This window comes from Streptomyces erythrochromogenes (assembly GCF_036170895.1).
Lineage (GTDB): Bacteria > Actinomycetota > Actinomycetes > Streptomycetales > Streptomycetaceae > Streptomyces > Streptomyces erythrochromogenes.
In genome coordinates this window covers 6,542,337-6,567,978 of record NZ_CP108036.1, presented here as the reverse complement: position 1 = coordinate 6,567,978, position 25,642 = coordinate 6,542,337, and the positions used below count along the sequence as shown (strand labels likewise).

Here is a 25,642-nt window from a genome sequence, read left to right as displayed (position 1 = left end):
ATCTCCGGGAGATATCGGGGTCGGATCTCCTCCCCAGGTCCTGGGAGACTGTCCGCATGACCGATTCCGTGATCCTCGACGTCTGGTGCGAACTGCAGTGCCCGGACTGCCACCGCGCCCTGGACGACGTCCGCGCCCTGCGGGCCCGCTACGGCGACCGGCTGGACATCCGGCTGCGCCACTTCCCCCTGGAGAAGCACAAGCACGCGTTCGCCGCCGCGCAGGCGGCCGAGGAGGCCGCCGAGCAGGGCCAGGGCTGGCCCTACGCCGAGGCCCTGCTGGCCCGCACCGCGGAGCTGTCCGAGCGGGGCGAGCCGGTGCTGTTGGACGTGGCCCGCGACCTGGGTCTCGACGTCGAGGAGTTCGACACCGCCCTGATCGACGGCCGGCACATCCTGATCGTCGACGCCGACCAGGCCGAGGGCAAGGCGATCGGCGTGACGGGCACCCCGACCTACGTGATCGACGGCGAGCGCCTCGACGGCGGCAAGAGCCAGGAGGGCCTGCGCGCCCGCATCGAGGAGATCGTCGACCGCCTCCTCGCTGACTAGGCGTCGGCGCCGGGCGGCGCGGGTCGGGCAGGATCCGGAAGAGACGGCCTAGATCAGCACCTTGGAGGCGTTCACCGCGACGTCCCGGTACCCGAGCGACTCGTAGAGCCGCCGGGCCGGGGTGTTGCCCTCGACCACGTGCAGGCCCAGCCGGCTCCCTCCGGCGGCCAGGACGGTCCGCTCGGCGAGGAGCATCAGGGTCCGCCCGTGGCCCTGCCCGCGGTGCTCGGGCGCGACCTTGACGTCGTACACGTACGGGGCGGCGCCGAGGCCGGGCAGTTCGCACTCCCCGATCCACACGGTGCCCAGCGTCTCCCCTGCCGGGGTCTCCAGCAGGAGGAAGTCCGTCCCCGGTGTGTCGGGGCCGTCGGGCAGCATCCTGGCGTGTTCGGCGCGGGAGGCGGCCACGCCCTGCTCCTCGGTCATGCCCGGGGCGACGAGCCGGCGGCCGTACTCCACGATGCCCGGCTCCAGCCAGGCGTCGAACTCGGCCCGGGTCATCGGCCGGCCGATGCTGCCGGCGGGGAGGTCCGGCGGCGGCTCCGGCAGTTCCTTGACCATGACCCGGCCGGTCTCCCGGTAGCCGAGGGCCGCCGCCATCCGCAGCGCCGGCCCGGCGTCGGCGGGCACCGACACGGCGACCCCGGTGCAGCGCCAGGAGCGCAGCACCTCCTCGGCGGCGAGCGCGGCGACCGTGCCGCGTCCGCGCCGGCGGTCGCCCTCGTCGATCCACAGCCCCCGGATCACACCGATGCCGGGCTGGGCGGCGGACCTGGTGGCCAGTTCGAGGGTGCCGACCCGGCGGCTGTTGACCCGGACCTCGTAGGCCCTCCGTCGGGTGCCGTCACTGTTTCGCTGAAGCGGCTGCGCGGGCCGCAGGGTGGTGGTCATCACCTCGAGTTCTACCTGCCCCGCGGCTCCGCGTCACCGGTGTTCACGGATCGAGGTCGGCGCCGGCCTTCACCTGGAAGATCCGCATGACCTCGGCGGTGACCGGTCCGGGCCCCGTCCCCAGTTCCCGGCCGTCGAGGCGGACGACGGCCTGGGCGTCGCGCAGCGAGGAGGTCACGAAGACCTCCTCGGCCTGTTCCAGCGCCTCGAAGGGCAGGTCGGTCTCCTTGGCGCCGGCCCACTCGACGACGAGGGCCCGGGTGATGCCGGCGAGGCAGCCGGATTCCAGGGGCGGGGTGTGCAGTTCCCCGTCGAGCACGACGAACACGTTGGAGCCGGTGCCCTCGCAGAGCCGGCCCACGGTGTTGGCCAGGAGCGCCTCGGAGGCGCCCGCCCGGTGCGCGGCGGCGAGGGCGACCACGTTCTCCGCGTACGAGGTGGTCTTCAGGCCGGCCACGGCGGAGCGCTCGTTGCGGACCCAGGGCACCGTGACGACGGCGGTGGTGTCCGGGCGGCGGGGGGACGCGGCGACGGCGGCGATCAGGGTGGGCGCTGCGTCGCCGCGGTCGGAGCCGAGCGGGGCGAGGCCGCCGGTGTAGGTGACGCGCAGCCGCCCGTGTTCGACGGGTTCGGCCTCCAGGACGGCGGCGCAGGCGCGGCGCACCTCGTCGAGGTCGGGGTCGGGGAGGCCGAGGCCCCGGGCCGAGCGGGTCAGCCGCTCCAGGTGGCGGGTGAGCGCGAAGGCCCTGCCGCGCTCCGTCTTGAGCGTCTCGAAGACGCCGTCGCCCACGGTGAGCCCGTGGTCGAGGACGGACACGGTCGCGCTGTCGACGTCCCTCAGGGCTCCGTCGAGCCAGATCCTCATGGTGCTGTCCTTCCCGTGGTGCCGTTCGCCCAATGGGGGCCGTTGGTCTCCCGGTCGGCAGCGACCCGCAGCAGGCGGGCCGCCTTGAGCTCGGTCTCCGCCCACTCGCGGTCGGGGTCGGAACCCCAGGTGATGCCGGCCCCGGTGCCGAAGAGGAGGCGGGGGGCGCCGGGGGCCTCCCGGTCGATCCAGAAGGTACGGATGCCGACGGCGAGCTCGCCGGTGCCCCGGTCCGCGTCGACCCAGCCGATGCCCCCGCAGTAGGGCCCGCGGGGGGCGGTCTCCAGGGCTTCGATGATCCGCAGGGCGGAGGACTTGGGCGCGCCCGTGACGGATCCGGGCGGGAAGGTCGCGGCGAGCAGTTCGGGCCAGCCGGCCCCGTCGGCCAGCTCGCCGCTCACGGTGGAGACGAGGTGCACGAGGCCGGGGTGCTCCTCGACGGCGCACAGTTCGGGGACGGACACGGAGCCCGTGGCGCAGACCCGGCCGAGGTCGTTGCGTACCAGGTCCACGATCATCACGTTCTCGGCGTGGTCCTTGGGCAGGAGGTCGGCGACGGTGCGGCCGGTGCCCTTGATGGGTCCGGACTCGACGCGGCGGCCGTCTCGGCGCAGGTACAGCTCGGGCGAGGCGGTGGCGATCTCCACGCCGTGCGCCGCGAGACGAATCGTTCCTGCGAAGGGTGCGGGGTTGCCGCGCGCGAGGAGCGCGGTGAGGGCGTCGACGTCGGCGCGGTCCGGGCGCGGCAGCGGTGCGGACATCACCCGGCAGAGGTTGGCCTGGTAGACCTCGCCGGCCGCGATGTGCTCGCGGATGCGGCGCACTCCGGCGACGTACGCGGCCCGGTCGAGGGAGGAGGTCCACTGGTCGGCGTCGGGACCGGTCCAGGCACCGGGGACGGGCGCGGGAACGGGGTCGGGCCGTACGTCCCCGAAGCGCGCGCAGACGAGGCGCCCTTCGAAGTCGGCGGCCACCGCCCAGAAGCCGGTGGAGTCGAGGGCGGCGGGATCACTGGTGACATCCCGCAGGTCGGTCGCGAGGAGGCCGCCGAAGCGGGCCATGGGGGGCAGGTCGTGCACGGCTGCGAGTCTATGACCGGCGACGCGAGGGCGCCGGTGCGGTGACGGCCGGGTGACCTGTGGTGATCGAGCGGCAGCACGCTGCGGAAACGCGTTTTTGAGCTGGACCGGGAATCCGCTAGAGTTCAACACGTCGCCAGGGAGCGAAGGGGGAAAACCCCGGAGCGAACACGGTGACCTGCGGACGTAGCTCAGTTGGTAGAGCACCACCTTGCCAAGGTGGATGTCGCGAGTTCGAGTCTCGTCGTCCGCTCGAAGTGGGGGATCTTCCCGAGAACCCCTGCAGCTCCATGGTGGAGTGGCCGAGAGGCGAGGCAACGGCCTGCAAAGCCGTCTACACGGGTTCAAATCCCGTCTCCACCTCCAAGGACGATTAGCTCAGCGGGAGAGCGCTTCCCTGACACGGAAGAGGTCACTGGTTCAATCCCAGTATCGTCCACTGGTCCGCAAGGATCCCCGCGCGATTAGCTCAGCGGGAGAGCGCTTCCCTGACACGGAAGAGGTCACTGGTTCAATCCCAGTATCGCGCACGCAGTACACGCACCATCTGCGGTTTCGCACCGCGGTCCCGCGCGATTAGCTCAGCGGGAGAGCGCTTCCCTGACACGGAAGAGGTCACTGGTTCAATCCCAGTATCGCGCACCACCGGGAAGCCCCGGCCGTATCCACGGCCGGGGCTTTCGCGTTCCTCCACACGGGTGCGGGGTGCATGCGCGGGGTCTGCGCGGGGTCTGCGCGGGCGTCAAAAAGGGTGCTGCCCGTACGACTCCCCAGTCGTGCGGGCAGCACCCTTCACCTGCCGTCCGTCGCGCCCCCGTCCCCACGGGGTACGACAGGCCGATGTCCCGGCCCGGGCCGCTCTCCCGGGCCCGGGGCGCCGCTCAGCGCCCCGGCATCATGCCCACGGACGACGCCTGTGCCGCCAGCTGATCGAACCCTCCGAAGAGGAAGAGCAGCAGGGCGGCCAGGGGGAGCACCATGGCCGCGGCCACCAGCGGGTGGCGGGTGCCGGACTCATGGCTGTTGAACGCGAATGCCTTGCGTCCCTGCCGTGCGATGTCCGCCATGGTCCTCTCCCTGTCGTCTGGCAGCGGCGGGCTCTTGACCTCGGGGGACGAGTGCATCACCCGCCGCTTGACTTCAACACTAGGCGGGCGGACGGCCGCAGGCCTCATGCCCTCGTACCCATTGCCGGGCCTCCAGGAGGATGAGGGCGACCCCGCCGCGTACTCCCCTGGGTGGAGACCGTCCCCCTTGTGTCGGGGTCATCCCGGAGGGGATGACCGGAGGGTAGTGACTTCCCTCACTTCCGTCACTCCCTGTTCATGCGTGTCCGTCGATCGGACATGGTCAAGATCGACTCTGGTCGCGGCGGCGCCGGTGCGCGCTCCGGCGCACTCCGACCTGCGCCGGAGCGCCAATCCCCTTGCCCGAAGGGCTGTTTGGGCCCGCGGCCGGCCTTCTCCGGGCCGGCGGGCGAGATCCCTGAGGCTCCCTCAAGTGTGCTGTGCCGCACTGACAATCGAATCTCCCGACGAGGGCGCGGCCTCTGAGCACGCATGCCGGATGGTCCGTAAGCTGTGGCAGGTCAACAGGACGACCGGTCAGCGGGGTGGACATGGCGATGATGCGGCTCCGGCGCGAGGACCCGCGTGTCGTCGGCTCGTTCAGACTGCACCGGCGGCTCGGGGCCGGCGGCATGGGCGTGGTCTACCTGGGATCGGACCGGCGCGGGCAGCGCGTCGCGCTCAAGGTCATCCGGCCGGACCTGGCCGAGGACCAGGAGTTCCGTTCGCGGTTCGCCCGCGAGGTGTCCGCGGCCCGGCGGATCCGGGGCGGGTGCACGGCGCGCCTGGTCGCCGCGGACCTGGAGGCCGAGCGGCCGTGGTTCGCCACCCAGTACGTGCCCGGGCCCTCGCTGCACGACAAGGTGGCCGAGGAGGGCCCTCTGACGGCCGCGCAGATCGCCGCCGTCGGCGCCGCGCTCTCCGAGGGCCTGGTCGCCGTACACGAGGCGGGGGTCGTCCACCGGGACCTCAAGCCCTCGAACATCCTCCTTTCCCCCAAGGGCCCCCGGATCATCGACTTCGGGATCGCCTGGGCCACCGGGGCCAGCACCCTCACCCATGTGGGTACGGCCGTCGGCTCCCCCGGCTTCCTCGCGCCCGAACAGGTGCGCGGCGCCGCCGTCACCCCGGCCACGGACGTCTTCGCGCTCGGCGCCACCCTCGCCTACGCGGCCACCGCCGACTCGCCCTTCGGGCACGGCAGTTCCGAGGTCATGCTGTACCGCGTGGTGCACGAGGAGCCGCACCTGCAGGGGGTCCCCGACGCCCTGGCGCCCCTCGTACGGGCCTGCCTGGCCAAGGACCCCGAGGAGCGGCCCAGCACGCTCCAGCTGTCGATGCGGCTCAAGGAGATCGCGGCCCGCGAGGCGCAGGGGCTGTCGGACGGCCGCCCGCCGGCCCAGCGGGTGCGGACGGAGCGGCCGACGGGACGGCTGCCGGAGGGCGCCCCGGACCACGCGGAGCAGCGTACGGAGCGCCGTACGGGCGGCGGCGCGCCCAGGGTGCAGGGCGGCTCTCCGGGCGGCCCCCACTCGCGGCCCTCCTCCTCGCGCAACCCGCGCAGTTCCGGCGGCCCGTCCTCCCGGCCGACCGCGGGGCGCACGGGCGGCCGCCCGGCGCCCAGGACGACGGGCGCGGGGCGCCGGCCTTCACGGCCGGACCCGAAGCTGATGCGCCAGCGCCTGATCGTGTTCATCGTGGTCACGCTGATCGTGGCGCTGGGCATCGCCGCCGCCCAGAAGCTGTAGCGCCCGCTACGGGTGGCTCTGGGCCACCGCGTAGAAGGCGACCGCGGCGGCGGCGCCCACGTTCAGCGAGTCCACGCCGTGGGCCATGGGGATGCGCACCCACTCGTCTGCGGCGACCAGCGCCCGCGTGGACAGGCCGTCGCCCTCGGCGCCGAGCATCAGCGCGACCCGCTCCAGGGACTGCGGCGCGGCCACGTCGATCGGCGTCGCCTTCTCGTGCGGGGTCAGCGCGAGCAGCTTGAAGCCGGCCTCGCGCACCGAGTCCAGGCTCTTGGGCCAGGCCTCCAGGCGGGCGTAGGGGACGGAGAACACCGCGCCCATGGAGACCTTCACCGAGCGCCGGTAGAGCGGGTCGGCGCAGTCGGGCGACAGCAGCACCGCATCCATGCCGAGGGCGGCGGCGCTGCGGAAGATGGCCCCGATGTTGGTGTGGTCGTTGACCGCCTCCATGACGACCACGCGGCGGGTCGCGGCGAGGAGTTCCTCGGCCGTCGGCAGCGGCTTGCGCTGCATGGAGGCGAGGGCGCCGCGGTGCACGTGGTAGCCGGTGACGCGTTCGGCGAGGTCGGGGCTGACGGCGTAGACCGGTGCCGGGATCTCGTCGATGACGTCGCGCATGACGTCGACCCACTTGGCGGAGAGCAGCATCGAGCGCATCTCGTAACCCGCGTCCTTGGCCCGTCTGATGACCTTCTCGCCCTCGGCGATGAAGAGGCCTTCCGCGGGCTCGCGCCTGCGCCGGAGTTCGACGTCGGTCAGGCCCGTGTAGTCGCGCAGGCGGGGGTCGTCGGGGTCGGTGATGGTGATGAGATCAGCCACAGGGTGATACTGCCTTGTCCTGGGTGCGGTGCCAACGGCCTGTCAGGCGCTGGTGGTGGGAACGTCCGGGGTTCCGACGCGGACGACCTCGCCGATGACGATGACCGCGGGCGGGCGGACCTCCTCGGCGCGGACCGTCTCGCCGACCGTGGCGAGGGTGGCGTCCACGCGGCGCTGGGTGGCGGTGGTGCCCTCCTGGACGACCGCGACCGGGGTGTCCGCGGAGCGGCCGTGCCGGACGAGCGCCTCGGCGATCAGGCCGATCTTGTCGACGCCCATGAGGATCACCAGGGTGCCGGTGAGCTTGGCGAGGGAGGCCCAGTCCACGAGGGACCGCGGGTCGTCGGGGCCGACGTGGCCGCTGACCACGGTGAACTCGTGGGCGACCCCGCGGTGGGTGACCGGGATGCCGGCGGCACCGGGGACCGAGATGGAGCTGGAGATGCCGGGGACGACGGTGCAGGCGATGCCGGCCTCGGCGAGCGCCTGGAGCTCCTCCATGCCGCGGCCGAAGACGTACGGGTCCCCGCCCTTGAGCCGGACCACGGCCTTGCCGGCCTTGGCGTGCTCGATCAGCGCGTTGTTGATGGCCTCCTGGGCCATGAACCGGCCGTACGGGATCTTCGCGGCGTCGATGACCTCGACGTGCGGGGGGAGTTCGTCGAGCAGGTCGCGGGGGCCGAGCCGGTCGGCGATGACCACGTCGGCCTCGGCGAGGAGGCGGCGGCCGCGCACCGTGATCAGGTCGGGGTCGCCGGGGCCGCCGCCGACGAGGGCCACGCCGGGAGTGGACTTGTGGCGGTGGCCGGGGGCGGCGAGGCTGCCGTCGCGCAGGCCCTCGACCACGGCGTCCCGGACGGCGGCGGAACGGCGCGGGTCGTTGCCCGTCAGCACGGCGACGGTGACGCCCTCGATGCGGCCGGTGGCCGGAGTCCACGCGGTGGCCGCGGAGGCGTCGTCGGCGCGGACGCACCAGACGCGCTCGCGCTCGGCCTCGGCGGAGGCCTGCTCGTTGACGTCGCGGTGCTGGGTGGCGATGAGGGCGTACCAGGCGCCGGCGAGGTCGCCGTCCTGGTAGCGGCGGCGCTCCCAGCGGATCTCGCCGGTCTCGGCCATGGCGTCCACGGAGGGGGTGGCGGAGGGCGAGACGAGCAGGACGTCGGCGCCGGCCGCGATGAGCGCGGGGAGGCGGCGCTGGGCGACCTGGCCACCGCCGATGACGACGACGCGGCGGCCGGCGAGGCGGAGTCCTACGGGGTAGGCGGGGGTGTCGGCCATGGCGGTGCGGCTCCTGATGCGGCGGTCGTTCTGTCTTGCCGCTGCGGCTCTGGAGCGGCGGGGGTACTGACGTGCGGGTTCCTGGTGCGGGTCCACCATACGGCGCGGGCCGTCCCACAGCGCGGACGGGGCCCGCGGCTGCCCGGGCGGCTACGCGGCCCGATTCCCCGGGGCGCCGCCCCGGACCCCGCGCCTCAAAGGCCGGTGGGGCTGGTGGTGTGCGGCGGTGCCGGGCCGCGGGCCGGGGTGGCTTCGCGGCGGAGCGGGGCCCTCCGCGGCGTCTCCTCGGCTCGCGCACCCTGAGCCGGACCGGCACGCGCGCCGAAACCCATCGGGCGGACCCGCCCCGCCGGACCGGTGCGGGTTACTTCTCGGTGACGCCCGCCGAGTCGAAGGTGGCGACTTCGTGCATGGCCCGGGCCGCGCTCTGAACCAGCGGGAGGGCCAGCAGGGCGCCCGTGCCCTCGCCGAGGCGGAGGTCCAGGTCGACCAGGGGGCGCAGGCCCAGCTTGTTCAGGGCCGCCACGTGGCCCGGCTCGGCGCTGCGGTGGCCCGCGATGCAGGCCGACAGGGACTCGGGCGCGATGGCGCGGGCCACCAGGGCGGCCGCTCCCGCGCTGACGCCGTCCAGGATCACCGGAGTACGCAGGGAGGCGCCGCCGAGGAGGAGGCCGACGATGGCCGCGTGCTCCAGGCCGCCGATCGCCGCCAGGACGCCGATCGGGTCCGCCGGGTCAGGCTGGTGGAGTTCCAGGGCCCGGCGGACGACCTCGACCTTGCGGGCGTGGGTCTCGTCGTTGATGCCCGTGCCGCGGCCGGTGACCTCGGACGGGTCGACGCCGGTGAAGACCGAGATGAGGGCCGCGGAGACCGTGGTGTTCGCGATGCCCATCTCGCCCGTGAGGAGCGCCTTGTTGCCGGCCGCGACCAGGTCGCGGGCCGTCTCGATGCCCACCTCGATGGCGGCGACGGCCTCCTCGCGGGTCATCGCCGGGCCGGTGGAGAGGTCGGCCGTGCCGGGGCGGACCTTGCGGGGCAGGAGGCCGGGGGTGGCCGGGAGGTCCCCGGCGACACCGACGTCGATCACGCAGACCTCGGCGCCCACCTGGTTGGCGAAGGCGTTGCAGACCGCACCGCCGCCCAGGAAGTTGGCGACCATCTGCGTGGTGACCTCCTGGGGCCACGGGGTGACGCCCTGGGCGTGCACGCCGTGGTCGCCAGCGAAGATCGCGACCGCGGCCGGCTCCGGGATCGGCGGCGGGCAGACCCGGGAGAGGCCCGCGAGCTGGGCGGAGATGATCTCCAGCATGCCCAGGGCCCCGGCGGGCTTGGTCATGCGCTTCTGCCGCTCCCAGGCCTCGCCGAGCGCCTTCGCGTCGAGCGGGCGGATGCTGGCGACGGTCTCGGAGAGGAGGTCGTGCGGCTCCTCGCCGGGCAGCGCGCGGCGGCCGTAGGTCTCCTCGTGGACCACCCAGGAGAGCGGGCGGCGCTGCGACCAGCCGGCCTGGGCCAGCTCGGGCTCCTCCGGGAACTCGTCGACGTAGCCGACGCACAGGTACGCGACGACCTCCAGGTGCTCGGGCAGGCCGAGCTCGCGGACCATTTCGCGCTCGTCGAAGAAGCTCACCCAGCCGACGCCGAGGCCTTCGGCGCGCGCGGCGAGCCAGAGGTTCTCGACGGCGAGGGCCGAGGAGTACGGGGCCATCTGCGGCTGGGTGTGCCGGCCGAGCGTGTGGCGGCCGCCGCGGGTGGGGTCGGCGGTGACGACGATGTTCACCGGGGTGTCGAGGATGGCCTCGATCTTGAGTTCCTTGAACTGCTTCGCCCGGCCCTTGGGCAGCGACTTCGCGTAGGCCTCGCGCTGGCGCTGGGCGAGCTCGTGCATCGTCCGGCGGGTGTCGGCGGAGCGGATGACGACGAAGTCCCATGGCTGGGAGTGGCCGACGCTCGGGGCGGTGTGGGCCGCCTCCAGGACGCGGAGCAGCACCTCGTGCGGGATCGGGTCGGTACGGAAGCCCTTGCGGATGTCACGGCGCTCGCGCATGACGCGCAGGACGGCCTCGCGCTCCGCGTCGTCGTAGCCGGGGGCCGGGTCGCCGGCGGGCTCTGCCGCGACGGGCGTCTCGGGCCCGGCCTCGGGCTCCGCCTCGGCGGCGACGGCCTCGACCGGCTCGGGCACCACGGCGTCGGCCTGCTCGGCGGGCTCCACCGGGGCGGCGGGCTCTACCGGGGCGGCGGGCTCTACCGGGGCGGCGGGCTCCACCGGGGCGGCGACGGCGGGCTGCGGCTCGGTGGCCACCGGCTCGGCCACGACGGGCTGCGGCTCGGTGGCCACCGGCTCGGCCGGTACGGGAACGACCGCCTCGGCCGGCACCGGCTCGACCACGACGGCTTCCACGGGCTCGGCGGCCTCCACCGGGGCGGCGACGGGCTCGGGCTGGACCGGCTCGGGCGCGACGGGCGCGGCCGGCTCCTCGGGGGCGACCGCCATGGGCTGTGGCAGGTCGGCCACCGGCTCGGCCGCGGCGGGAGCGACGGCCTCCGCCGGCACCGGCTGGACGGGCTCGACGGCGACGGGTGCGACGGGTGCGGCGGCGACGGGCGCGACCGGCTCTGCGGCCGCAGCGGGAGCGGCCTGCTCGGCGTCGGCCGCGGGCGCCTCGGCGACCACGGGCTCGGGGGTCTGCGCCGGCGCGGCGGACGCCTCGGCAGGTACGGCCTCGGTCTGCGGCGGCTGGGCCGGCGTCTCCGCGGGGGCGGCCAGGGGCTCCGGCCCGGGCTCCACGGCGGCCTGCACCGGCTCGGGGGCCTCGGCAGGCTCGGGGGCCTGGACGGCCTCGGCCGGCGTCGGCTCCGGCACGGAGACGGGCTCGGGCGCGGCGACCGGCTCCGACGTCCACGGCGTCCCGGCCTGCGGGGGGACCTCGCCGAGCTGCGGGGCGGGCTCCTGGGCGGCCTCGGCGCGCGGGACGTCCAGGTACTCGGGCCCGATGGTCGGGGGGCCCGCCTGGTGGAGCGGGGTGGTCGGCACGGCGGCGCTGAGCGCGGAGACGAGCGGGGCGGGCTGCGCGGGCGCGGCGGCCGGGCCCCGGTCTGCGAGGGAACGTACGACTCCGCCGGTGGCGTCGGGCATGGGCGGGCCCATGTGCAGCGGACGCCGGGCGGGGGCTGCGGGGGCCGTCGGGGCGGCGGGGGCCGCGGGCGGCGGGACGACGAGCCCGCCCAGGTCGAGCGCACCGGAGTCCCGGCCGCCCGTCTCGTGGGCGCCGGCGCTGTAGGAGCCGTCGGGGAAGGCGGGCTGGGGGAACTCGGAGTACGCGGCGGGCTCGGGGTACGCCGCCGGGGCGCCGGCGTACGCGGACTCGGCGCCGTAGGACGCGTCGGCGTACATCTGCGGCTCGCCGATCTGGGGCTCCACCGGGAAGGCGGGGACCTGCGGGACGACCTGCGGGTCGCTCCAGGCGCCCTGGCCGCTCGGCATGAGCAGCAGTTCCTCGTCCTCCGGCTCGGCCGGGTTGTCCATGAGGTCCTGGAAGGCGTAACCGGGCATCGGTGCCGGGATCTGGGCCGGGGCGGGGATGCCCTGCTGATCCACCATGCCCGTGTTGTCCGGGAGACCCTCGCCCGGGACCTGGCCGGTGTCAGTCATGCTTACCCCTCGCCCATCGGTGTTGCCTCTTCGTCACCCGGTCGCCCACGAGGCCTCCGAGCGGAGTTGCCGTGCGGTGTCGCGGGTGCGACGAGTCCGTCTCACGTGCGCCTGCACGACAACCAGTAAGCATTGTCGCGCCCGTTAGCGATCGTGGCGGCCATAACCACCACGGTCCTCTGTGGACTGCGCCACGTCGCGCGTCCAGGCCGTGTCGCGATGCCCGAAACGTCCGCGCAGTACGACGATCGGCCAGCCTACCCCGGCCCTCGTCTCAGCGGGCGACAGGGCGCTGAGCTGCCAGGAGGAACACCACGGAACGGTCCTGTTCCGCCCAGGTGCGGGGGTCCAGGCCGACGGCCTGGAGGAGGGCGCACTCGACGTCGTAACCGTGTTCGGTGAGGGCCCGGCCGATGGCCTCCGCCTCGTCGCGGGTGGAGGCGTGGCTGACGATCCGTTCGGGGCGCCGGTCGGCGACGGCCGCGACCACCTCGGCGCCGCCGCCGCCGACGCGGACGACGTCGGGCTCGGGCAGGTTCTCCAGGACGTGCGGTGCGCGCCCGGCGACGAACTGCAGTTGCACGCCCCGCCTGCGGGCCGCGGTGGTCACCCGCTCGCGGGCCCCGGGGTCGGCGTCGACGGCGATGACGGCGGCGCCGAGGGCTGCCGCGTCGACGGCCACGCCGCCGGATCCGGTGCCGATGTCCCAGACGAGGTCGCCGGGACGCGGGCCGAGCCGGGCGAGTTGGGCCGCGTGCAGCAGCGCCGACTCCCCCTCCCCCGCGCCGGTCTGCGGGCGGGCCCAGCCGCGCTCGGCGGAGTGGGCGGCGCTCTGGCCGAGGAGCCAGCCCGGGTCGGCGGTCTGCGCCTGTCCGGCGCCGCCGATGACGATGACGACGTTGGGGTCGCGCCAGCTGTGGTCGGCGGCCTTGTCGGAGGTGAGGACGCTCACCTGCTCGCGGTCCGTGCCGAGTTCCTCGCAGACGACGAAGGTGCGGTGGACCCCGTCGAGGAGCAGGGCGAGTTCGGCGGGACCGGCCCCGGGCGAGGTGAGGACGGCGACCTTGGGGTGGGCGCGGCAGACGTTGACGGCACGGCGCAGGGTGCGGGGGTGGGCGACGACCACCTGGGCGTCGTCCCAGGGCATGCCGGCGCGGGCGAAGGCGGCCGCGACGGAGGAGACTGCGGGGACGACCTCGACCTCGAGGCCGTGCTCCGGGGCGCGCAGGGTGCGGACGACTCCGAAGAAGCCGGGGTCACCGTCGGCGAAGACCACCGCGGTGCCGCGGTGGCCGGCGATGCGGCGGGCGGCCAGGCCCAGGCTGCCGAGGCGGATGCGTTCGGCGGTGGGCGGGACTTCGGGAAGGGCGAGGTGGTGGGCGGCGCCGGCCACCAAGGTGGCGGCGGAGAGCGCGGACCGGGCGGCCGAGGTCAGGGGCGAACCGTCCCAGCCGATCACCGTGACCCGGTCGGCCATCGTCGTCTGTCTCCTGGTGTGGGGGGGGCTGGAGGGAGGGGCGGGCACGGTGAGACTACCGGGTCATCGGTTCATTTCCGGTCGGCGCCGACCGGGTGCCCGTTCGCGTCGGACCGCTGTCCGGGGACCGGGTGGCCGGGGTGGGCGCCGCGGCCGCCGTAGGTGTCGTGGCTCTCGTAGCCGTCGTACCCGTCGAAGCCGTCGCCCTCGTCGAGGTCCTCGGGCAGGAGGCTCCACACGATGAGGTCGGTGCGGGTGTCGGTCCAGCCGCCGTCGGCCGTCTGCGTGCGCACGGTCCACGCGTTGCGCAGGACGCCCTCGCTGATGCAGCCGATCTTCTGGGCGACCTGCTGGGAGGCGGTGTTGTCGGCGGCGGTGCGCAGTTCGAGGCGCTCGAACCCCTGCTCGCGGAACAGCCATTGGGCGACGGCCAGGACGGACTCGCTGGCGTAGCCCTCGCCGCGGGCCCAGGGTGCGGTGACGTAGCCGACCTCGGTGGCGCGGGTGCGCCAGTTGGTGTTGCGGAGGTGGACGATGCCGACGAGGCGCTGGGTGAGGAACTCGGTGACGGCGAGGACGATGCCGCGGCCTTCGGTGCGTTCGGCGTGGGAGTCCCGGGTGGCCCATGCGTGGGCGTCGGCCTGGGTGTAGGGGTACGGCGCGGAGGTCCAGGCGGTGATGTTCTCGTCGTTCATCATCTCGGCGAGCGCGGTGACGTCCTCCTCCTCGAACGGGCGCAGCACCAGCCGTTCCGTGCTGATGGTGACGTCCGGGAAGGTGGTAGTCATGCGCAGCTCCATGCCTGAGAACGTGGTGCGACCGTGGTGCGATGCGACTGTGGTGCGGGGCCGTTGGTGCGGGACCTGATCCACGGGTCGTAGGCCACAGCATGCAGCATCGAACGGGGGATGTGCAGGGCCGGGTTGCCCGGGAGCGGGCAGGACCGGGCTCCGGGGGCGGGCAGGACTCGGCCCCGCGCGCCGACAGGGGCGTGCGGGGCCGAGATGCATGACCGTCCGGGGCCCGACGGGGTCGGGCGGCGGGGTCAGGAGGCGGGGGTGCCGAAGGCCGGGACGACCGAGCCCTGGTACTTCTCCTCGATGAACTTCTTGACGTCGTCGGAGTTCAGGAGCTTGGCGAGCTTCTGGATCCGCGGGTCGTTCTGGTTGCCGTCCTTGACCGCGAGGAAGTTGGCGTAGGGGTTGCCCTCGGCCTTCTCCAGGACGAGCGCGTCCTTGGCGGGCGCCAGGTTGGCCTCGAGGGCGTAGTTGCCGTTGATGACCGCGGCGTCCACGTCGCCCAGGGCGCGCGGGACCGTGGCGGCCTCCAGCTCCTTGAACTCCAGGCCCTTCTTGTCGGTGATGTCGGACAGCTTGGCGCTGGTGCCGACACCCTCCTTCAGGGTGATCAGGTTGTTCGCGGCCAGCAGCTGGAGCGCGCGGCCCTCGTTGGTGGTGTCGTTGGGGACGGCGACGGTCTGGCCGGGCTTGATGTCGGAGAGCGCCTTGACCTTCTTGGAGTAGAGGCCGAGGGGCTCCAGGTGCACGTTCACGACCGGGACGACGTGGGTGTTGTTCTTCTTGTTGAAGTCGTCGAGGTACGGCTTGTGCTGGAAGTAGTTGCCGTCGACCTGGCCCTGCTCGGTGGCGGTGTTGGGCAGGACGTAGTCCGTGAACTCCTTGACCTCCAGCTTGAGGCCTTCCTTGGCCGCGAGCTTGTCCTTCACGAAGTTCAGGATGTCGGCGTGGGGGCTCGGGGAGGCCGCTATGACGAGCGGCTTGCTCTCGTCGGCCTTGCCGCCGTCTGCCTTGGCGGAGGACGGGTCCGAGGAGCTGCCGCAGGCGGTGAGGCCGAGGGTCAGCGCGGTGGCGGTGGCGGCGAGGGCGGTGAGCTTGATGTTCTTACGCACGAAGAGTGCCTTTCTTGCTGAACAAGTACCGAGGACTTGCTGGTGGTGGCGGCCCAAGCACGACAAGTGCGGGCTCTTTGGGGGAAATCAGTGGGGGCGGCGGCCCGTGGTGGCGGTCAGGCGGTGCGGCCGCGGCGGGCCAGCAGGCGTACGGCGCCGTCGCCGATCAGCTGGACCACGGTGACGAGGACGATGAGGACCACGACGGTGGCGACCATGAAGCCGGTCTCGAAGCGCTGGAAGCCGTACGTGATCGCCTTGGAGCCGAGTCCTTCGCCGCCGACGGCGCCCGCCATGGCGGAGTAGCCGACGAGGGTGATGACGGTGGTGGTGACGCCGGCGACCAGGGAGGGCAGGGCCTGCGGCAGGAGCACCTTGCCGACCAGGGTCGGGATGCCGCCGCCCATGGACTCGACGGCCTCGATGAGACCGTGGTCCACCTCGCGGACGGCGGTCTCGACGAGCCGGGCGAAGAAGGGGATGGCGCCGATGGCGAGCGGCACGATCATGGCGGTGGGGCCGATGAAGGTGCCGACGACCGCCGTGGTGACCGGGATCAGGAAGATCAGCAGGATGATGAACGGCAGCGAGCGGCCTATGTTCACGATCACGCCGAGGACCTTGTTGAGCGGCTGGTTCTGCAGCAGGCCGCCCTTGTCGGTGAGGACCAGCAGGATGCCGATGGGCAGTCCGCCGAGCACGGTCACCAGGGTGGACCACAGCACCATGTAGAGGGTGTCGTAGGTGCCCTGGGTGAGCAGGGGCTGCATCTCGGACCAGGTCACTTGGCACCATCCTTGACCAGTTCGGCCAGTTCGTTGTCGATCTCGTCGACGACGTCGACCTGGAGGCCCTGTTCGCGCAGGAAGCCGACGGGTACGACGTTGTCCTCGTAGCGGCCGGGCAGTTCGATGCGCATGCGGCCGATCAGCCGGCCGGCGACGGTGTCCATCGCGGCGCCGAGGATCGAGATGTCGATGTTGTACGTGCGCGAGAGCTGCGAGATGACCGGCTGGGCGGCGGCCTCGCCGTGGAAGGTGACGTCGACGACCGTGCGGTCGGGGCCGGAGGCGGCGCCGGTGACCGGGAACAGCTCGCCGGCGAGCTCGGAGCCGGGGGTGGCGAGCAGTTCGGCGACGGTGCCGGACTCGACGATGCGGCCCTTCTTCATCAGGGCGGCCGAGTCGCAGACGGTCTTGACGACGTCCATCTCGTGCGTGATGAGCAGGACGGTGAGGCCGAGCTGCTCGTTGAGGTCGCGCAGCAGGCCCAGGATGGAGCGGGTGGTCTCGGGGTCGAGGGCGCTGGTGGCCTCGTCGGAGAGCAGCACCTTGGGGTCGCCGGCCAGGGCGCGTGCGATGCCGACGCGCTGCTTCTGCCCGCCTGAGAGCTGGGTGGGGTAGGCCTTGGCCTTGTCGCCGAGGCCGACCAGGTCGAGGAGTTCGAGGGCCTTGCGGGTGCGCTCGCGGCCGGAGACGCCGAGGATCTCCAGGGGCAGCTCGACGTTGGCCTGGACGGTGCGCGAGGACAGCAGGTTGAAGTGCTGGAAGACCATGCCGATGCGGCTGCGGGCCTCGCGGAGTTCCTTGCCGGCGCGGCGGCCGCGGCCGGCGAGAGCGGTGAGGTCGACACCGTCGACGTGCACGGTGCCGGTGGTGGGGCGCTCCAGCAGGTTCACGCAGCGGATCAGGGAGGACTTGCCCGCGCCGCTCTGGCCGATGACTCCGTATACCTCGCCCTCGCGGACGTGGAGGTCGACGCCGTCCAGGGCGGTGACCTCGCGGCCACGGGACTGGTAGACCTTCGTGAGGCCCGATGTGGTGATCACAGGAATTCCGTCGCTGTCGAGTGCGCGGCGCAGCGGGGTGCGCCGGGCACGGGGCAAACATCTGGGGACGCGATACGGGACGAACCGTCAGAAATCGATGGCTTCGACGCGTGCGCGGGGCATGAGTGGGCCGTGCTGTCCATCAGGCGGTGACGTACTGGCGCGGCTGGTCTCGCTTCGGGGCGCGAGGCTCAGGAAGGGGCCCTCAGAAGGCGCACATTCGACACATACAGCGAGCACCGGGCGTCATCGTCGCCTCGGTCGCAAGGGTGCGGCTGCTCGTCGTGGTCATGGGCCCCAGTAAAGCAGACGTATCCCCTCACCGATCAAAGCTGTCCGGATAGCGGACGCAATTCGACCGCATACCGGACAACACCGGTCAGTCCCGTCCGCCCGTCCCACCCGGCCGCCATCGCCCCTGACCTGCACCGACGCAGCCCTCCCGTCCCGCCGCCGGACCTCGTCGCGGGGGCCGGCGGCGGGCCCCTCTGTGGTCAAGACCACGGCCGGATCCAGGGTGCCGGCGGCAGCGCCCGGGCCGCCGTACGGGAAGGGGCGCGCGCATCGGGTCTTTCGGGCCGTAATACCCTCGCTGCATGCTCGACGCCCTGACGGTCGCCATCGGCGTGGCCGCACTCGCCCTCGCCGCCTGGTGCGGTTTCGCCGCGCTGCGGGACCAGCCGACCAAGGACTGGCACTTCATCGGCATGGCCGTCGTGACCGTGCTGGTCCTGGCCCAGCTGGTGATCGGCCTGGTCCAGCTGGCCAGGGGCGAGAAGCCCGACGAGGGCTCGGTGATCTTCGTGGCGTACCTGCTCGGCGCCTTCGCCGCGGTACCGGCCGCCGGGCTGCTCTCGCTGACCGAGCGGACCAAGTGGGGTTCGGTGACGGTGGCCGCGGGCGCGGTCGTCCTCGCCGTCCTCGAAGTACGGCTCTACGACATCTGGGGAACCACCGGTGCCTGACGCTGACACGACGACCGCCGCTCCCACCGGGCGCAAGCGGCTGGTCTCCGGGCCCGGGCTGCTGCTGGTGTGGCTGTACGGGGTGATGGTGGTGGGCGCGGTCTCGCGGTCGGCCTTCCAGATCTCCACCGAGTTCGACCGGGCGCCGCTGGCCTACGCGCTGTCCGCGGTGGCGGCGCTGGCCTACGCGTTCATCACGTACTCGCTCGTGCGCGGCGGCGAGACGGCGCGCAAGGCGGCTCTGGTCTGCTGCGCCGCGGAACTGGCGGGCGTACTGGCCGTGGGCACGTGGACCGTGCTGCGCCCGGAGTCCTTCCCCGACACGACCGTCTGGTCGCAGTTCGGGCTGGGCTACCTGTTCATCCCGGTGATCCTGCCGATCACCGGGATGCTCTGGCTGCGCAAGCGCTAGGTCCTGTCGTCAAGGACAGGACCCAGGCGGGCTCAGGCGCTGACCGCGAAGTCGGTCGGGTCCTTGGCTTCCTTCTCCAGGATCACCAGCTGCACGCCGTCGGACGCCGTGCGCCCGCCGACCTTGACGTAGCCGGCCTTGCGGTAGAGGCGCAGGTTGGACTCGCTCTTGTGGCCGGTGTGCAGGCGGAAGCGGGTGGCGGTGCCGGGGCTCGCGAGGGCATCCTCCACGGCGCGCAGCAGGCGCGCTCCGAGTCCGTGTCCCTGCAGGCGCGGGTGGACGCAGAGCTTGGCGATCTTGGCGGTGCCCTCCTCGTCCACGCTGCCGCGCACGGTGCCGACGATCTCGTCGCCGAGCCGGGCCACGAGGACGGTGTCCGTCGCGAGCTCCCCCTTCAGGGAGTCCAGGGACTGGGTGAGCGGCTGGATGAGGTAGTTGCCGTACAGCTCCGCCTCGCGCTGGAAGGCCAGGTACTGCAGTTTGAAGATCTGCTCGGCGTCCTCGGCGACCGCCGCCGAAATGGTCACGCTCATGCCCATGTGCGCATGCCTCCAGCTCACCTGGTAGCCCTTTGGTCTACCGCTCCATTCCCCGAAGGCCAGGAGCCGCAACCTCTGCCGCCAGCATTCTGCGCAGACATCCCAGGCAACGGGAACGCACGGGCCCTAAACTTCCTTGTGAGATACCCAACTCTCCTGCGATTTCACGGTATGTGAGGTCTCTGGGCGAAAGAAGTGCCTTCATCAGCTCGGGACAGCGTCCGGGCAACCGGGCGACGGCCGATCGGAGTGCGCGGTTCTCCTCCCCGTGCAGCAGGGCGTCTTCGGGTACGGGCCCGGCGGCCGCACCGGGCTGCGGGCCGCCGTCCGCGGGATGGTGGCGCCGGCCGTCCGCGGAGTGGCGACGGTGGTCGTACGGGATCTCGCGCCTCGCCCGGCGCCTGGCCAGGCGGGCCTCCGCCCGTACCGCCCGGCGCAGCCAGCGGGCCGGCTCGGCCGGGTCGGCGGGATCGGGCGCGCGCCGGCCGCTCTCCAGCAGCCTGACCCAGACGGCTTGTTCGAGGTCGGCCGCGTCCACTCCGGCGCCCGGGGCCTCCGCCGCCGCCTCCGCGGAGAGCAGCGGGCCCAGTTCGGTCACGAGGTCGGGGTCCTTCAGCAGGTCCATGCCGAGCGGGACGAGCAGGGCGCGCCCGGCGGTTTCCCCGCCGGGCGCGGCCCACTCGTTCGGGAAGCGGGGCTCAGCCGTTGACGGGGCGCCGGCCCGGGCGGAAGGCCTCGGCGGCGAGCAGTCCGGTGTCCGGGTTGTCGGTGAAGATGCCGTCGATGCCCTGTTCGAAGTAGGTGCGGAAGGCGCCGAGGGCGTCGCCGTACGCGGCCGGATCCGTACCCCTTCGGTACTCGGCCGGCAGGAAGCTGTTCTCGTTGCGCGCGGTATAGGGGTGCAGGAGCAGTCCGCGGGCGTGGGCGTCCTTGACCAGGGTGGTGGGAGTGCCGAGCCGGCCGGCCGCGTCGCGCGGGAGGATCAGGTCCATGGTGGGGCCGATGCCCTGGGCGAATCCGGCGATCCACCTGAGGCCCTCGGGCTCGACCAGGTCGGCGACCGTACGGGGGTCCCCCGCCTGCTCGAAGTCCCAGGGGCGGGTGGCCGCGGCGGAGAGCAGGACGACGCGGGGCGCGGAGACCAGCCGGGAGAGCCGCTGGATGCTGGTGGGCTCGAAGGACTGGAGGAAGACGGCGGCGTCGCGGCCGTCGCGGCCGTAGCGGCGCAGCAGCCGGGCGAGGGGCTCCTCCAGGCCGAGGCCGAGGCCGCGGAAGTAGCTGGGGTGCTTGGTCTCGACGTGCAGCCAGACGCGCTCGCCGCGTCGCCGGCCCTCGCGGTCGGCCCAGCGGAGCACCTCTTCGAAGGTGGGCACGGCCCACTGGCCGTCGTAGAGCGTGTTGCGCTGGCGGACGGCGGGGATGCGCTCCTTGGCGCGCAGGGTCTTCAGCTCGGCGAGGGTGAAGTCCTCGGTGAACCAGCCGGTGACCGAGACCCCGTCGACGGACTTGGTCGCGCGCCGGGAGGCGAACTCGGGGTGGTCGGCGACGTCGGTGGTCCCGCCGATCTCGTTCTCGTGGCGGCACACCAGGTGGCCGTCCCGGGTCGGGACCAGGTCCTGCTCGACGACGTCCGCGCCCAGGTCGAGGGCCAGCTGGTAGGAGCCGAGCGTGTGCTCCGGCCGGTATCCGCTGGCGCCGCGATGGCCGATGACCGTCGGGTACGGAAGACCCCGGTAGCCCTTGCCGCCTTGCCCGCCGCCCTCGGCGGACGCGGAGGCCGTTCCCGCCGCGAGACCGGTGATCCCCGTCCCCGCCGCCAGGACCGCCGCCCCCAGGACCGTGCGCCGCGCTGCCCCACCCTGTGTCATGAGTGCCACTCCTCGTCGTGAAAGGGGCCGGCGGTCCCGGGACCTGTGGCGTCACGGCATTCCGCGGCCCGCGATCGGCGTGCCGATGGTAGGCAAAAGGGGGTGGCCGCAGGGGGTGCCTCGAAGGCACATCCGGGGAACTTGGCGAAAACGCGCGTCAACAATACGTATCCGACACGTGAACCCGATGTGCGCTGGGAGCTGACCCACGAGTATCGTCCTCACCTGCGCTACCGCCGAGCGGTGGGGGCGCGAGCCGCTTTTCGATGCCGGAGGGCCCACGTTGTTCCGTACGAAGCTCATCAAAGCCACTGTCGGACCGGTCATGCGCACGATGTTCCGCACCCGCGTGGAGGGCGCCCGGAACATCCCCGGCTCCGGACCGGTGATTCTGGCGGGCAACCACCTCACCTTCATCGACTCCATGATCCTCCCGCTGGTGTGCGACCGCACGGTCCACTTCATCGGCAAGGACGAGTACGTGACCGGCAAGGGCATCAAGGGCCGGCTCATGGCGTGGTTCTTCACCGGCGCCGGCATGATCCCCGTCGACCGTGACGGTGCCAACGGCGGGGTCGCGGCCCTGATGACCGGCCGCCGGATCCTCGAAGAGGGCAAGATCTTCGGCATCTACCCCGAGGGCACCCGCTCCCCCGACGGCCGGCTCTACCGCGGCCGCACCGGCATCGCCCGCTTCACCCTGATGACCGGCGCCCCCGTGGTGCCGTTCGCGATGATCGGCACGGACAAGCTGCAGCCCGGCGGCGCCGGCATGCCGCGCCCGGGCCGGGTCACCGTCCGCTTCGGCGAGCCGATGGAGTTCTCCCGCTACGAGGGCATGGACCGCGACCGGTACGTGCTGCGGGCCGTCACGGACTCGGTGATGGCCGAGGTCATGCGGCTCTCGGGCCAGGAGTACGTCGACATGTACGCGACCAAGGCGAAGGCCGCGTAGTACCTCGGCTCCCCGCGGTCCCGGCGGTTCTCACTGCCGCCTCAGTGACCGGCTGACGCCCGCCGCCGTCGTGGTGGCGAGGACCCAGCCGGTCACGATCAGCAGGTACGACAACCACTGGTGCCAGCCGCTCGGCGCGAAGGCCTGCTCCTGGCCGAAGCCGATGATCGGCAGCATCAGGTCGATGGTGTAGAAGACGGCGTTGAAGTCCGGGGCCTCGCCCTGCTTGAGCGGGCGCGGGGGCTGCAGCGCGAACGCGATCGCCCCGGTGAGCAGCAGCGCCGCCAGCCAGCCCGCCGCGCGCAGCGGCCGGAAGCCGTAGCCGACGGTCGCGTCCTGGAGCAGCCCCCACAGGCGTGTGTGCCGGGGCAGTGTGCGGCGGTGCCTGCGCAGCTTGGCGAGCATGACCGTACGGGCGGCCTCCTCGTCGCCCGCGGTGCGGTAGGCCGCGGCCAGCTGCTCGTACGGGTACGGGAGGTATCCGGGCTCGCCGGTCTCCAGCGCGGCCAGCCGCTCCTCGGCGGGCAGGTGGGGCCCCAGCGTGCGGTAGGTCAGGCCGTCCAGGCGCAGCGGGTCCCGCCAGGTCCCGGCCCGCATGTTCAGCAGGTCGAACTGCGAGCGCCGCAGGTTCACGGTGCCCCGTACGTCCTCGCAGGCGGGCAGCCACACCTCGCCGACCGTGCAGCTGGAGGCGCGCAGGGCGATGCCGCCCGGGTTCTCGAGGACGGCGTGGGCGAGGTTGAGGCGGCCGGGTATCCGTGAGCCGGTGAGGTTGAGGCGGCCCTGCGTCCGGGCCCGCGCGGCGTGGAGGTTGGTGCCGACCAGGAGGGTCTCGGCCTGGAGAGCGGTGCCGTCGGGGGCAAGGAGGCGGGCGTCGTCCAGGTTGATCTGGCCGCCGACGACCGCTCCGTTGAGGCGGAGCTGGCCGTGGACGGTCAGGTCGTTGGCGATGATGTCGGTGCCGACTTCCGCGTGGTTGAGCTGGAGCGGGGGTTCGTCCGCCTCCTCGCCCGACATGGGGCCGACCACCGCGCCCTGGAGGAAGAGGCCGCCGGATATCTTGGCGCCCTGGAGCCGGACGGGGCCGGTGATCCGGCAGCAGGAGAGCCGCAGGACGACGTCGACGCGCAGGGTGGCCGCGGTGAGGCCCGGCAGGGTGGAGTAGCCGAGGACGAGGGCCTTGAGCTGGGCTCCGTACAGGAGCGGTTTGCGTTCGAACCAGCAGTCGCGCATCCGGATCGGGTGGTCGATCACCGCGTACCGCAGGTCGAGCTTGCCGACGATCCTCGCGCCCTTGATCTTGAGCCCGGCTACCCGGCCCTCCGCGGCGGGGGCGGCGCCCAGCAGGAGGGCCCGCAGCACCTCGGCCCGCAGCGTGCGGTCGGGTCCCCAGCCGGCCCCGTCGACGGAGCTGTCCTCGGGGTGCTCCCTGAAGTCGACTCCGTCGCCGCGCGGGAAGGCCTCCCATACGCGGCGCTCGGCCGGGGTCAGATCGTTGATCTCCATCGCGGGGATGGTGTCCCGGGTTCCACGGACTGTCAACTCGGTCCGGGACAGCGCCCCTTGATACGGCGACGGGTCAGTGCTCGACGCCGTCCTGGAGCCGCTGGCCCCTGAGGAGGAACCAGGCGGCCACGGCGGTGGCGAGCAGTACGGCCGCGCCGACGCCGGAGGCGAACCGCAGGCCGTCGACGAAGGCGTCCTGGGCGGCGCCGACCATGTGGGCGGCGGTCTGCGGGTCCAGCGTCTTGGCGGCTTCCACGGCGCCGCCGAGGGACTCGTGCGCGGCGTCGGCCACCGGTCCGTCGACGGAGGCCGGGGCGGTGAAGCCCTGGTAGACGCCGGTGACGATGGAGCCGAGCAGGGCGATGCCGAGGGCGGCACCGAGCTCGTACGCCGTCTCGGAGACGGCGGAGGCCGATCCGGCCTGCTCCTTGGGCACGCTGGAGAGGATCACGTCGGCGGTGACGGTGAAGGAGAAGCCGGCGCCGAGGCCGACGACGAGCAGGGCCGCGCCGAGCAGCGGGTAGCCGCTCTCCTTGTGGATCACGGTCAGGACGGCGAGGGCGGCGCCGATGGCGGCGAGGCCGCCGGTGACGACGGAGCGCACCGAGTACCGGCGGGCGTACCTGCCCGCGACCAGGCCGGTGGCCACCGCGCCGATGGCGGCGGGCAGTTCGGCCAGGCCGGCCTCCAGCGGGCCGCGCCCCTGGACGAGCTGGAGGAACTGGGAGAGGAAGAAGACCAGTCCGGACAGGCCGAAGACGGTGAGCAGGTCGGCGAGGACCGCGCCGGAGAAGCCGCGGTGCCGGAAGAGCCGCATGTCGAGCAGCGGGGACGGCAGGGTGAACTGGCGTCGGACGAAGGCGTACAGGGCGCCGGCGCCGAGGCTCGCGGCGACCGCGACCTCCCAGGTCATGCCGTGCGTGGCGGCTTCCTTTACGGCATAGACCACGCCGATGACGCCGACGAGGGAGAGGCCCACGCTGAGCAGGTCCCAGGGGCCGGCGACCGGGTTCTTGGACTCGGGAAGGAGCTTGATTCCGACGAGGACCAGGGCGATCATCACGGGGAGGTTGATGAGGAAGACCGAGCCCCACCAGAAGTGCTGGAGGAGGGCTCCGCCGACGACGGGTCCGACGGCCGCGCCGGCCGAGGCGGTGGCGCCCCAGATGCCGATGGCGAGGCTGCGCTCCCGGGGGTCGGTGAAGATGTTGCGGATCAGCGCGAGGGTGGACGGCATCAGGGTGGCGCCGGCCACGCCGAGCAGGGCGCGGGCGACGATCATCATCTCGGGGCTGGTGGCGTAGGCGTTCAGGACCGAGACGGCGCCGAAGGCGGTGGCGCCGACGAGGAGCAGCTTCTTGCGGCCTATCCGGTCGCCGAGGGAGCCCATGGACACCAGGAGTCCGGCGATGACGAAGGAGTAGATGTCGCCGATCCACAGCAGCTGGGTGCCGGACGGCTTGAGGTCTTCGCTGAGGGAGGGTGTGGCGAGGCCGAGGACCGTGGCGTCGACCGCGACGAGCAGCACGGCAAGGACGAGCACGGAGAGCGCGAGCCAGCGGCCGCGACTCTTCTCCTCCACCCCCGTCTGACGTATCAGCTGTTCGGTACGGCTCATTTCTCCACACTCCGTCGGGCGCCACCGAGCAGCAGCTCGATGATCATGTATTGGAAGTCCTTGGCGGCGACCCGGCCGTCGATGACGGCCCAGGCGCAGCTGCCGATGAGGCCGTAGAGGGCCTCGGTGAGCCATGCGGGGCTCAGGTCGATGCGGATGTCGCCCTCTTCCTGGCCGCGCCGGAACAGGGCGATGACGCGGGCGTCGAGCCGGGCCCAGCCCTCGTTGACCTCGTCGCCCTCGAACAGCTGGTTCTCGGTGACGAGGAAGGCCAGCAGTTGGGCGTTGGGCTCGGCCTCGGCGACGAGGCGCCGGAGCGCCTCCACCGCGGTGCCCTCGTCGAGGCGGGCGTTGTCGAACGCCACCTCGAACTCGCGGATGCCGAGGTCTTCCAGGGCGCGTACGAGCGCGTCGCGCCCGGCGAAGTGCCGGTGGAGGGTGGCGCGGCCGATTCCGGCGGCGCGGGCGACCTCGTCCATCGTGGCGGTCGATTTGCGGGAAAGCAGGGCGGCCGCGTCGCGGAGCACCTGGTCACGATCCATGGCCATGAGACAAGCATAACCCGATTGAGACATCCACGTCTCATTCTTTTGGTAAATGGGCTGCCCCGCAGGCGGC

23 protein-coding genes and 5 tRNA genes are annotated in these 25,642 nt (G+C 72.8%); 10 read left to right on the top strand and 18 right to left on the bottom strand.

Annotated features, from left to right (window positions below):
- The first annotated feature begins 56 nt into the window (after positions 1-56).
- Positions 57-551 carry a DsbA family protein gene (locus OHA91_RS30070; RefSeq protein WP_031150275.1) on the top strand — a complete coding sequence of 165 codons (495 nt, stop codon included), beginning with the start codon at positions 57-59 and terminating at the stop codon, positions 549-551.
- A 48-nt stretch (positions 552-599) separates the two neighbouring features.
- Here OHA91_RS30070 and OHA91_RS30065 read toward each other — a convergent pair whose 3' ends face one another.
- Genes OHA91_RS30065 through OHA91_RS30055 form a run of 3 tightly spaced genes read right to left on the bottom strand, consistent with a single transcriptional unit; the run spans position 600 to position 3,386 of the window.
- Complete coding sequence (locus OHA91_RS30065) at positions 600-1,442, bottom strand: GNAT family N-acetyltransferase (protein ID WP_031150277.1); 843 nt, start codon at positions 1,440-1,442, stop codon at positions 600-602.
- 43 nt (positions 1,443-1,485) lie between these two features.
- Positions 1,486-2,307 (bottom strand): aminotransferase class IV, encoded by an 822-nt coding sequence (locus OHA91_RS30060; protein WP_031150279.1) that lies wholly within the window; start codon positions 2,305-2,307, stop codon positions 1,486-1,488.
- Entirely contained in the window at positions 2,304-3,386 is a 1,083-nt protein-coding gene (locus OHA91_RS30055) for a chorismate-binding protein (RefSeq protein WP_328740365.1), read from the bottom strand. The genes OHA91_RS30060 and OHA91_RS30055 overlap by 4 nt, the downstream gene beginning before the upstream one ends.
- Positions 3,387-3,566: 180 nt before the next feature.
- On the opposite strand from OHA91_RS30055, the gene OHA91_RS30050 reads away from it, so the two are divergent.
- The 5 genes from OHA91_RS30050 (at position 3,567) to OHA91_RS30030 (ending at position 4,031) form a co-directional block, all read left to right on the top strand.
- Positions 3,567-3,639, top strand: a tRNA-Gly gene (locus OHA91_RS30050).
- Positions 3,640-3,678: 39 nt separating this feature from the next.
- Positions 3,679-3,752: transfer RNA gene (locus OHA91_RS30045), tRNA-Cys, on the top strand.
- A gap of 1 nt (position 3,753) precedes the next feature.
- Positions 3,754-3,825 (top strand) — tRNA-Val (locus OHA91_RS30040).
- Between the two features lie 19 nt (positions 3,826-3,844).
- Positions 3,845-3,916: transfer RNA gene (locus OHA91_RS30035), tRNA-Val, on the top strand.
- Between the two features lie 40 nt (positions 3,917-3,956).
- Positions 3,957-4,031 (top strand) — tRNA-Val (locus tag OHA91_RS30030).
- A 236-nt stretch (positions 4,032-4,267) separates the two neighbouring features.
- Here OHA91_RS30030 and OHA91_RS30025 read toward each other — a convergent pair.
- A complete protein-coding gene (locus OHA91_RS30025; RefSeq protein WP_381625941.1) occupies positions 4,268-4,477 on the bottom strand; it encodes a hypothetical protein in 210 nt (69 codons plus the stop codon).
- 527 nt (positions 4,478-5,004) lie between these two features.
- On the opposite strand from OHA91_RS30025, the gene OHA91_RS30020 reads away from it, so the two are divergent.
- Positions 5,005-6,201 (top strand): serine/threonine-protein kinase, encoded by a 1,197-nt coding sequence (locus tag OHA91_RS30020; protein ID WP_078959264.1) that lies wholly within the window; start codon positions 5,005-5,007, stop codon positions 6,199-6,201.
- Positions 6,202-6,207: 6 nt separating this feature from the next.
- Here OHA91_RS30020 and OHA91_RS30015 read toward each other — a convergent pair whose 3' ends face one another.
- The 8 genes from OHA91_RS30015 to OHA91_RS29980 form a co-directional block, all read right to left on the bottom strand.
- The gene (locus OHA91_RS30015) at positions 6,208-7,020 is read right to left on the bottom strand and encodes a TrmH family RNA methyltransferase (protein ID WP_031150287.1); all 813 of its coding nucleotides are present in this window, start codon (positions 7,018-7,020) and stop codon (positions 6,208-6,210) included.
- Between the two features lie 42 nt (positions 7,021-7,062).
- Positions 7,063-8,298 (bottom strand): uroporphyrinogen-III C-methyltransferase, encoded by a 1,236-nt coding sequence (gene cobA / locus OHA91_RS30010; RefSeq protein WP_031150289.1) that lies wholly within the window; start codon positions 8,296-8,298, stop codon positions 7,063-7,065.
- Between the two features lie 364 nt (positions 8,299-8,662).
- Positions 8,663-11,947: a nicotinate-nucleotide--dimethylbenzimidazole phosphoribosyltransferase gene (gene cobT, locus OHA91_RS30005; RefSeq protein WP_328740364.1), complete on the bottom strand. Its 3,285-nt coding sequence runs from the start codon at positions 11,945-11,947 to the stop codon at positions 8,663-8,665.
- A gap of 274 nt (positions 11,948-12,221) precedes the next feature.
- Positions 12,222-13,424, bottom strand: a complete 1,203-nt coding sequence (gene cbiE, locus OHA91_RS30000) for a precorrin-6y C5,15-methyltransferase (decarboxylating) subunit CbiE (RefSeq protein WP_266502975.1) — start codon at positions 13,422-13,424, stop codon at positions 12,222-12,224.
- A 71-nt stretch (positions 13,425-13,495) separates the two neighbouring features.
- Complete coding sequence (locus OHA91_RS29995; protein WP_328740363.1) at positions 13,496-14,212, bottom strand: GNAT family N-acetyltransferase; 717 nt, start codon at positions 14,210-14,212, stop codon at positions 13,496-13,498.
- 257 nt (positions 14,213-14,469) lie between these two features.
- On the bottom strand, positions 14,470-15,333 hold the full coding sequence (locus tag OHA91_RS29990) for a MetQ/NlpA family ABC transporter substrate-binding protein (protein WP_031150296.1): 864 nt from the start codon (positions 15,331-15,333) through the stop codon (positions 14,470-14,472).
- Between the two features lie 116 nt (positions 15,334-15,449).
- The gene (locus OHA91_RS29985) at positions 15,450-16,118 is read right to left on the bottom strand and encodes a methionine ABC transporter permease (RefSeq protein WP_031150298.1); all 669 of its coding nucleotides are present in this window, start codon (positions 16,116-16,118) and stop codon (positions 15,450-15,452) included.
- Positions 16,115-17,161, bottom strand: coding sequence for a methionine ABC transporter ATP-binding protein (locus tag OHA91_RS29980; RefSeq protein ID WP_031150300.1), 1,047 nt, complete (start codon positions 17,159-17,161; stop codon positions 16,115-16,117). The genes OHA91_RS29985 and OHA91_RS29980 overlap by 4 nt, the downstream gene beginning before the upstream one ends.
- Before the next feature lie 596 nt (positions 17,162-17,757).
- On the opposite strand from OHA91_RS29980, the gene OHA91_RS29975 reads away from it, so the two are divergent.
- Positions 17,758-18,126 (top strand): hypothetical protein, encoded by a 369-nt coding sequence (locus OHA91_RS29975; protein WP_031150302.1) that lies wholly within the window; start codon positions 17,758-17,760, stop codon positions 18,124-18,126.
- Positions 18,119-18,538, top strand: coding sequence for a hypothetical protein (locus OHA91_RS29970; protein ID WP_031150304.1), 420 nt, complete (start codon positions 18,119-18,121; stop codon positions 18,536-18,538). The genes OHA91_RS29975 and OHA91_RS29970 overlap by 8 nt, the downstream gene beginning before the upstream one ends.
- A gap of 32 nt (positions 18,539-18,570) precedes the next feature.
- Here OHA91_RS29970 and OHA91_RS29965 read toward each other — a convergent pair whose 3' ends face one another.
- The 3 genes from OHA91_RS29965 to OHA91_RS29955 form a co-directional block, all read right to left on the bottom strand.
- On the bottom strand, positions 18,571-19,077 hold the full coding sequence (locus tag OHA91_RS29965) for a GNAT family N-acetyltransferase (protein ID WP_031150306.1): 507 nt from the start codon (positions 19,075-19,077) through the stop codon (positions 18,571-18,573).
- A gap of 37 nt (positions 19,078-19,114) precedes the next feature.
- Positions 19,115-19,702 carry an RNA polymerase sigma factor gene (locus OHA91_RS29960; RefSeq protein WP_078959260.1) on the bottom strand — a complete coding sequence of 196 codons (588 nt, stop codon included), beginning with the start codon at positions 19,700-19,702 and terminating at the stop codon, positions 19,115-19,117.
- Positions 19,703-19,775: 73 nt separating this feature from the next.
- Complete coding sequence (locus OHA91_RS29955; protein ID WP_328740362.1) at positions 19,776-20,945, bottom strand: glycerophosphodiester phosphodiesterase; 1,170 nt, start codon at positions 20,943-20,945, stop codon at positions 19,776-19,778.
- Positions 20,946-21,270: 325 nt separating this feature from the next.
- Here OHA91_RS29955 and OHA91_RS29950 point away from each other — a divergent pair, with 325 nt between their 5' ends.
- Positions 21,271-21,900, top strand: coding sequence for a lysophospholipid acyltransferase family protein (locus OHA91_RS29950; protein ID WP_328740360.1), 630 nt, complete (start codon positions 21,271-21,273; stop codon positions 21,898-21,900).
- 30 nt (positions 21,901-21,930) lie between these two features.
- On the opposite strand, the gene OHA91_RS29945 is transcribed toward OHA91_RS29950, so the two are convergent.
- From OHA91_RS29945 to OHA91_RS29935, 3 genes are all read right to left on the bottom strand, one after another.
- Positions 21,931-23,406, bottom strand: coding sequence for a hypothetical protein (locus OHA91_RS29945; protein ID WP_031150314.1), 1,476 nt, complete (start codon positions 23,404-23,406; stop codon positions 21,931-21,933).
- A gap of 73 nt (positions 23,407-23,479) precedes the next feature.
- The gene (locus OHA91_RS29940) at positions 23,480-25,024 is read right to left on the bottom strand and encodes an MFS transporter (protein ID WP_266502962.1); all 1,545 of its coding nucleotides are present in this window, start codon (positions 25,022-25,024) and stop codon (positions 23,480-23,482) included.
- Entirely contained in the window at positions 25,021-25,572 is a 552-nt protein-coding gene (locus OHA91_RS29935; RefSeq protein ID WP_266502958.1) for a TetR/AcrR family transcriptional regulator, read from the bottom strand. Before OHA91_RS29935 ends, OHA91_RS29940 begins: the two co-directional genes overlap by 4 nt.
- Positions 25,573-25,642 lie beyond the last annotated feature (70 nt).

What these genes read in the sequence shown, in the direction of transcription:
- OHA91_RS30070 (WP_031150275.1), top strand. Translation starts at nt 57, where the DNA reads ATGACCGATTCCGTGATCCTCGACGTCTGGTGCGAACTGCAGTGCCCG.
- OHA91_RS30065 (WP_031150277.1), bottom strand. Translation starts at nt 1,442, where the DNA reads ATGACCACCACCCTGCGGCCCGCGCAGCCGCTTCAGCGAAACAGTGAC.
- OHA91_RS30060 (WP_031150279.1), bottom strand. Translation starts at nt 2,307, where the DNA reads ATGAGGATCTGGCTCGACGGAGCCCTGAGGGACGTCGACAGCGCGACC.
- OHA91_RS30020 (WP_078959264.1), top strand. Translation starts at nt 5,005, where the DNA reads ATGGCGATGATGCGGCTCCGGCGCGAGGACCCGCGTGTCGTCGGCTCG.
- cobA (WP_031150289.1), bottom strand. Translation starts at nt 8,298, where the DNA reads ATGGCCGACACCCCCGCCTACCCCGTAGGACTCCGCCTCGCCGGCCGC.
- cobT (WP_328740364.1), bottom strand. Translation starts at nt 11,947, where the DNA reads ATGACTGACACCGGCCAGGTCCCGGGCGAGGGTCTCCCGGACAACACG.
- cbiE (WP_266502975.1), bottom strand. Translation starts at nt 13,424, where the DNA reads ATGGCCGACCGGGTCACGGTGATCGGCTGGGACGGTTCGCCCCTGACC.
- OHA91_RS29995 (WP_328740363.1), bottom strand. Translation starts at nt 14,212, where the DNA reads ATGACTACCACCTTCCCGGACGTCACCATCAGCACGGAACGGCTGGTG.
- OHA91_RS29975 (WP_031150302.1), top strand. Translation starts at nt 17,758, where the DNA reads ATGCTCGACGCCCTGACGGTCGCCATCGGCGTGGCCGCACTCGCCCTC.
- OHA91_RS29965 (WP_031150306.1), bottom strand. Translation starts at nt 19,077, where the DNA reads ATGGGCATGAGCGTGACCATTTCGGCGGCGGTCGCCGAGGACGCCGAG.
- OHA91_RS29960 (WP_078959260.1), bottom strand. Translation starts at nt 19,702, where the DNA reads ATGGACCTGCTGAAGGACCCCGACCTCGTGACCGAACTGGGCCCGCTG.
- OHA91_RS29955 (WP_328740362.1), bottom strand. Translation starts at nt 20,945, where the DNA reads ATGACACAGGGTGGGGCAGCGCGGCGCACGGTCCTGGGGGCGGCGGTC.
- OHA91_RS29950 (WP_328740360.1), top strand. Translation starts at nt 21,271, where the DNA reads ATGCGCACGATGTTCCGCACCCGCGTGGAGGGCGCCCGGAACATCCCC.
- OHA91_RS29945 (WP_031150314.1), bottom strand. Translation starts at nt 23,406, where the DNA reads ATGGAGATCAACGATCTGACCCCGGCCGAGCGCCGCGTATGGGAGGCC.
- OHA91_RS29940 (WP_266502962.1), bottom strand. Translation starts at nt 25,024, where the DNA reads ATGAGCCGTACCGAACAGCTGATACGTCAGACGGGGGTGGAGGAGAAG.
- OHA91_RS29935 (WP_266502958.1), bottom strand. Translation starts at nt 25,572, where the DNA reads ATGGCCATGGATCGTGACCAGGTGCTCCGCGACGCGGCCGCCCTGCTT.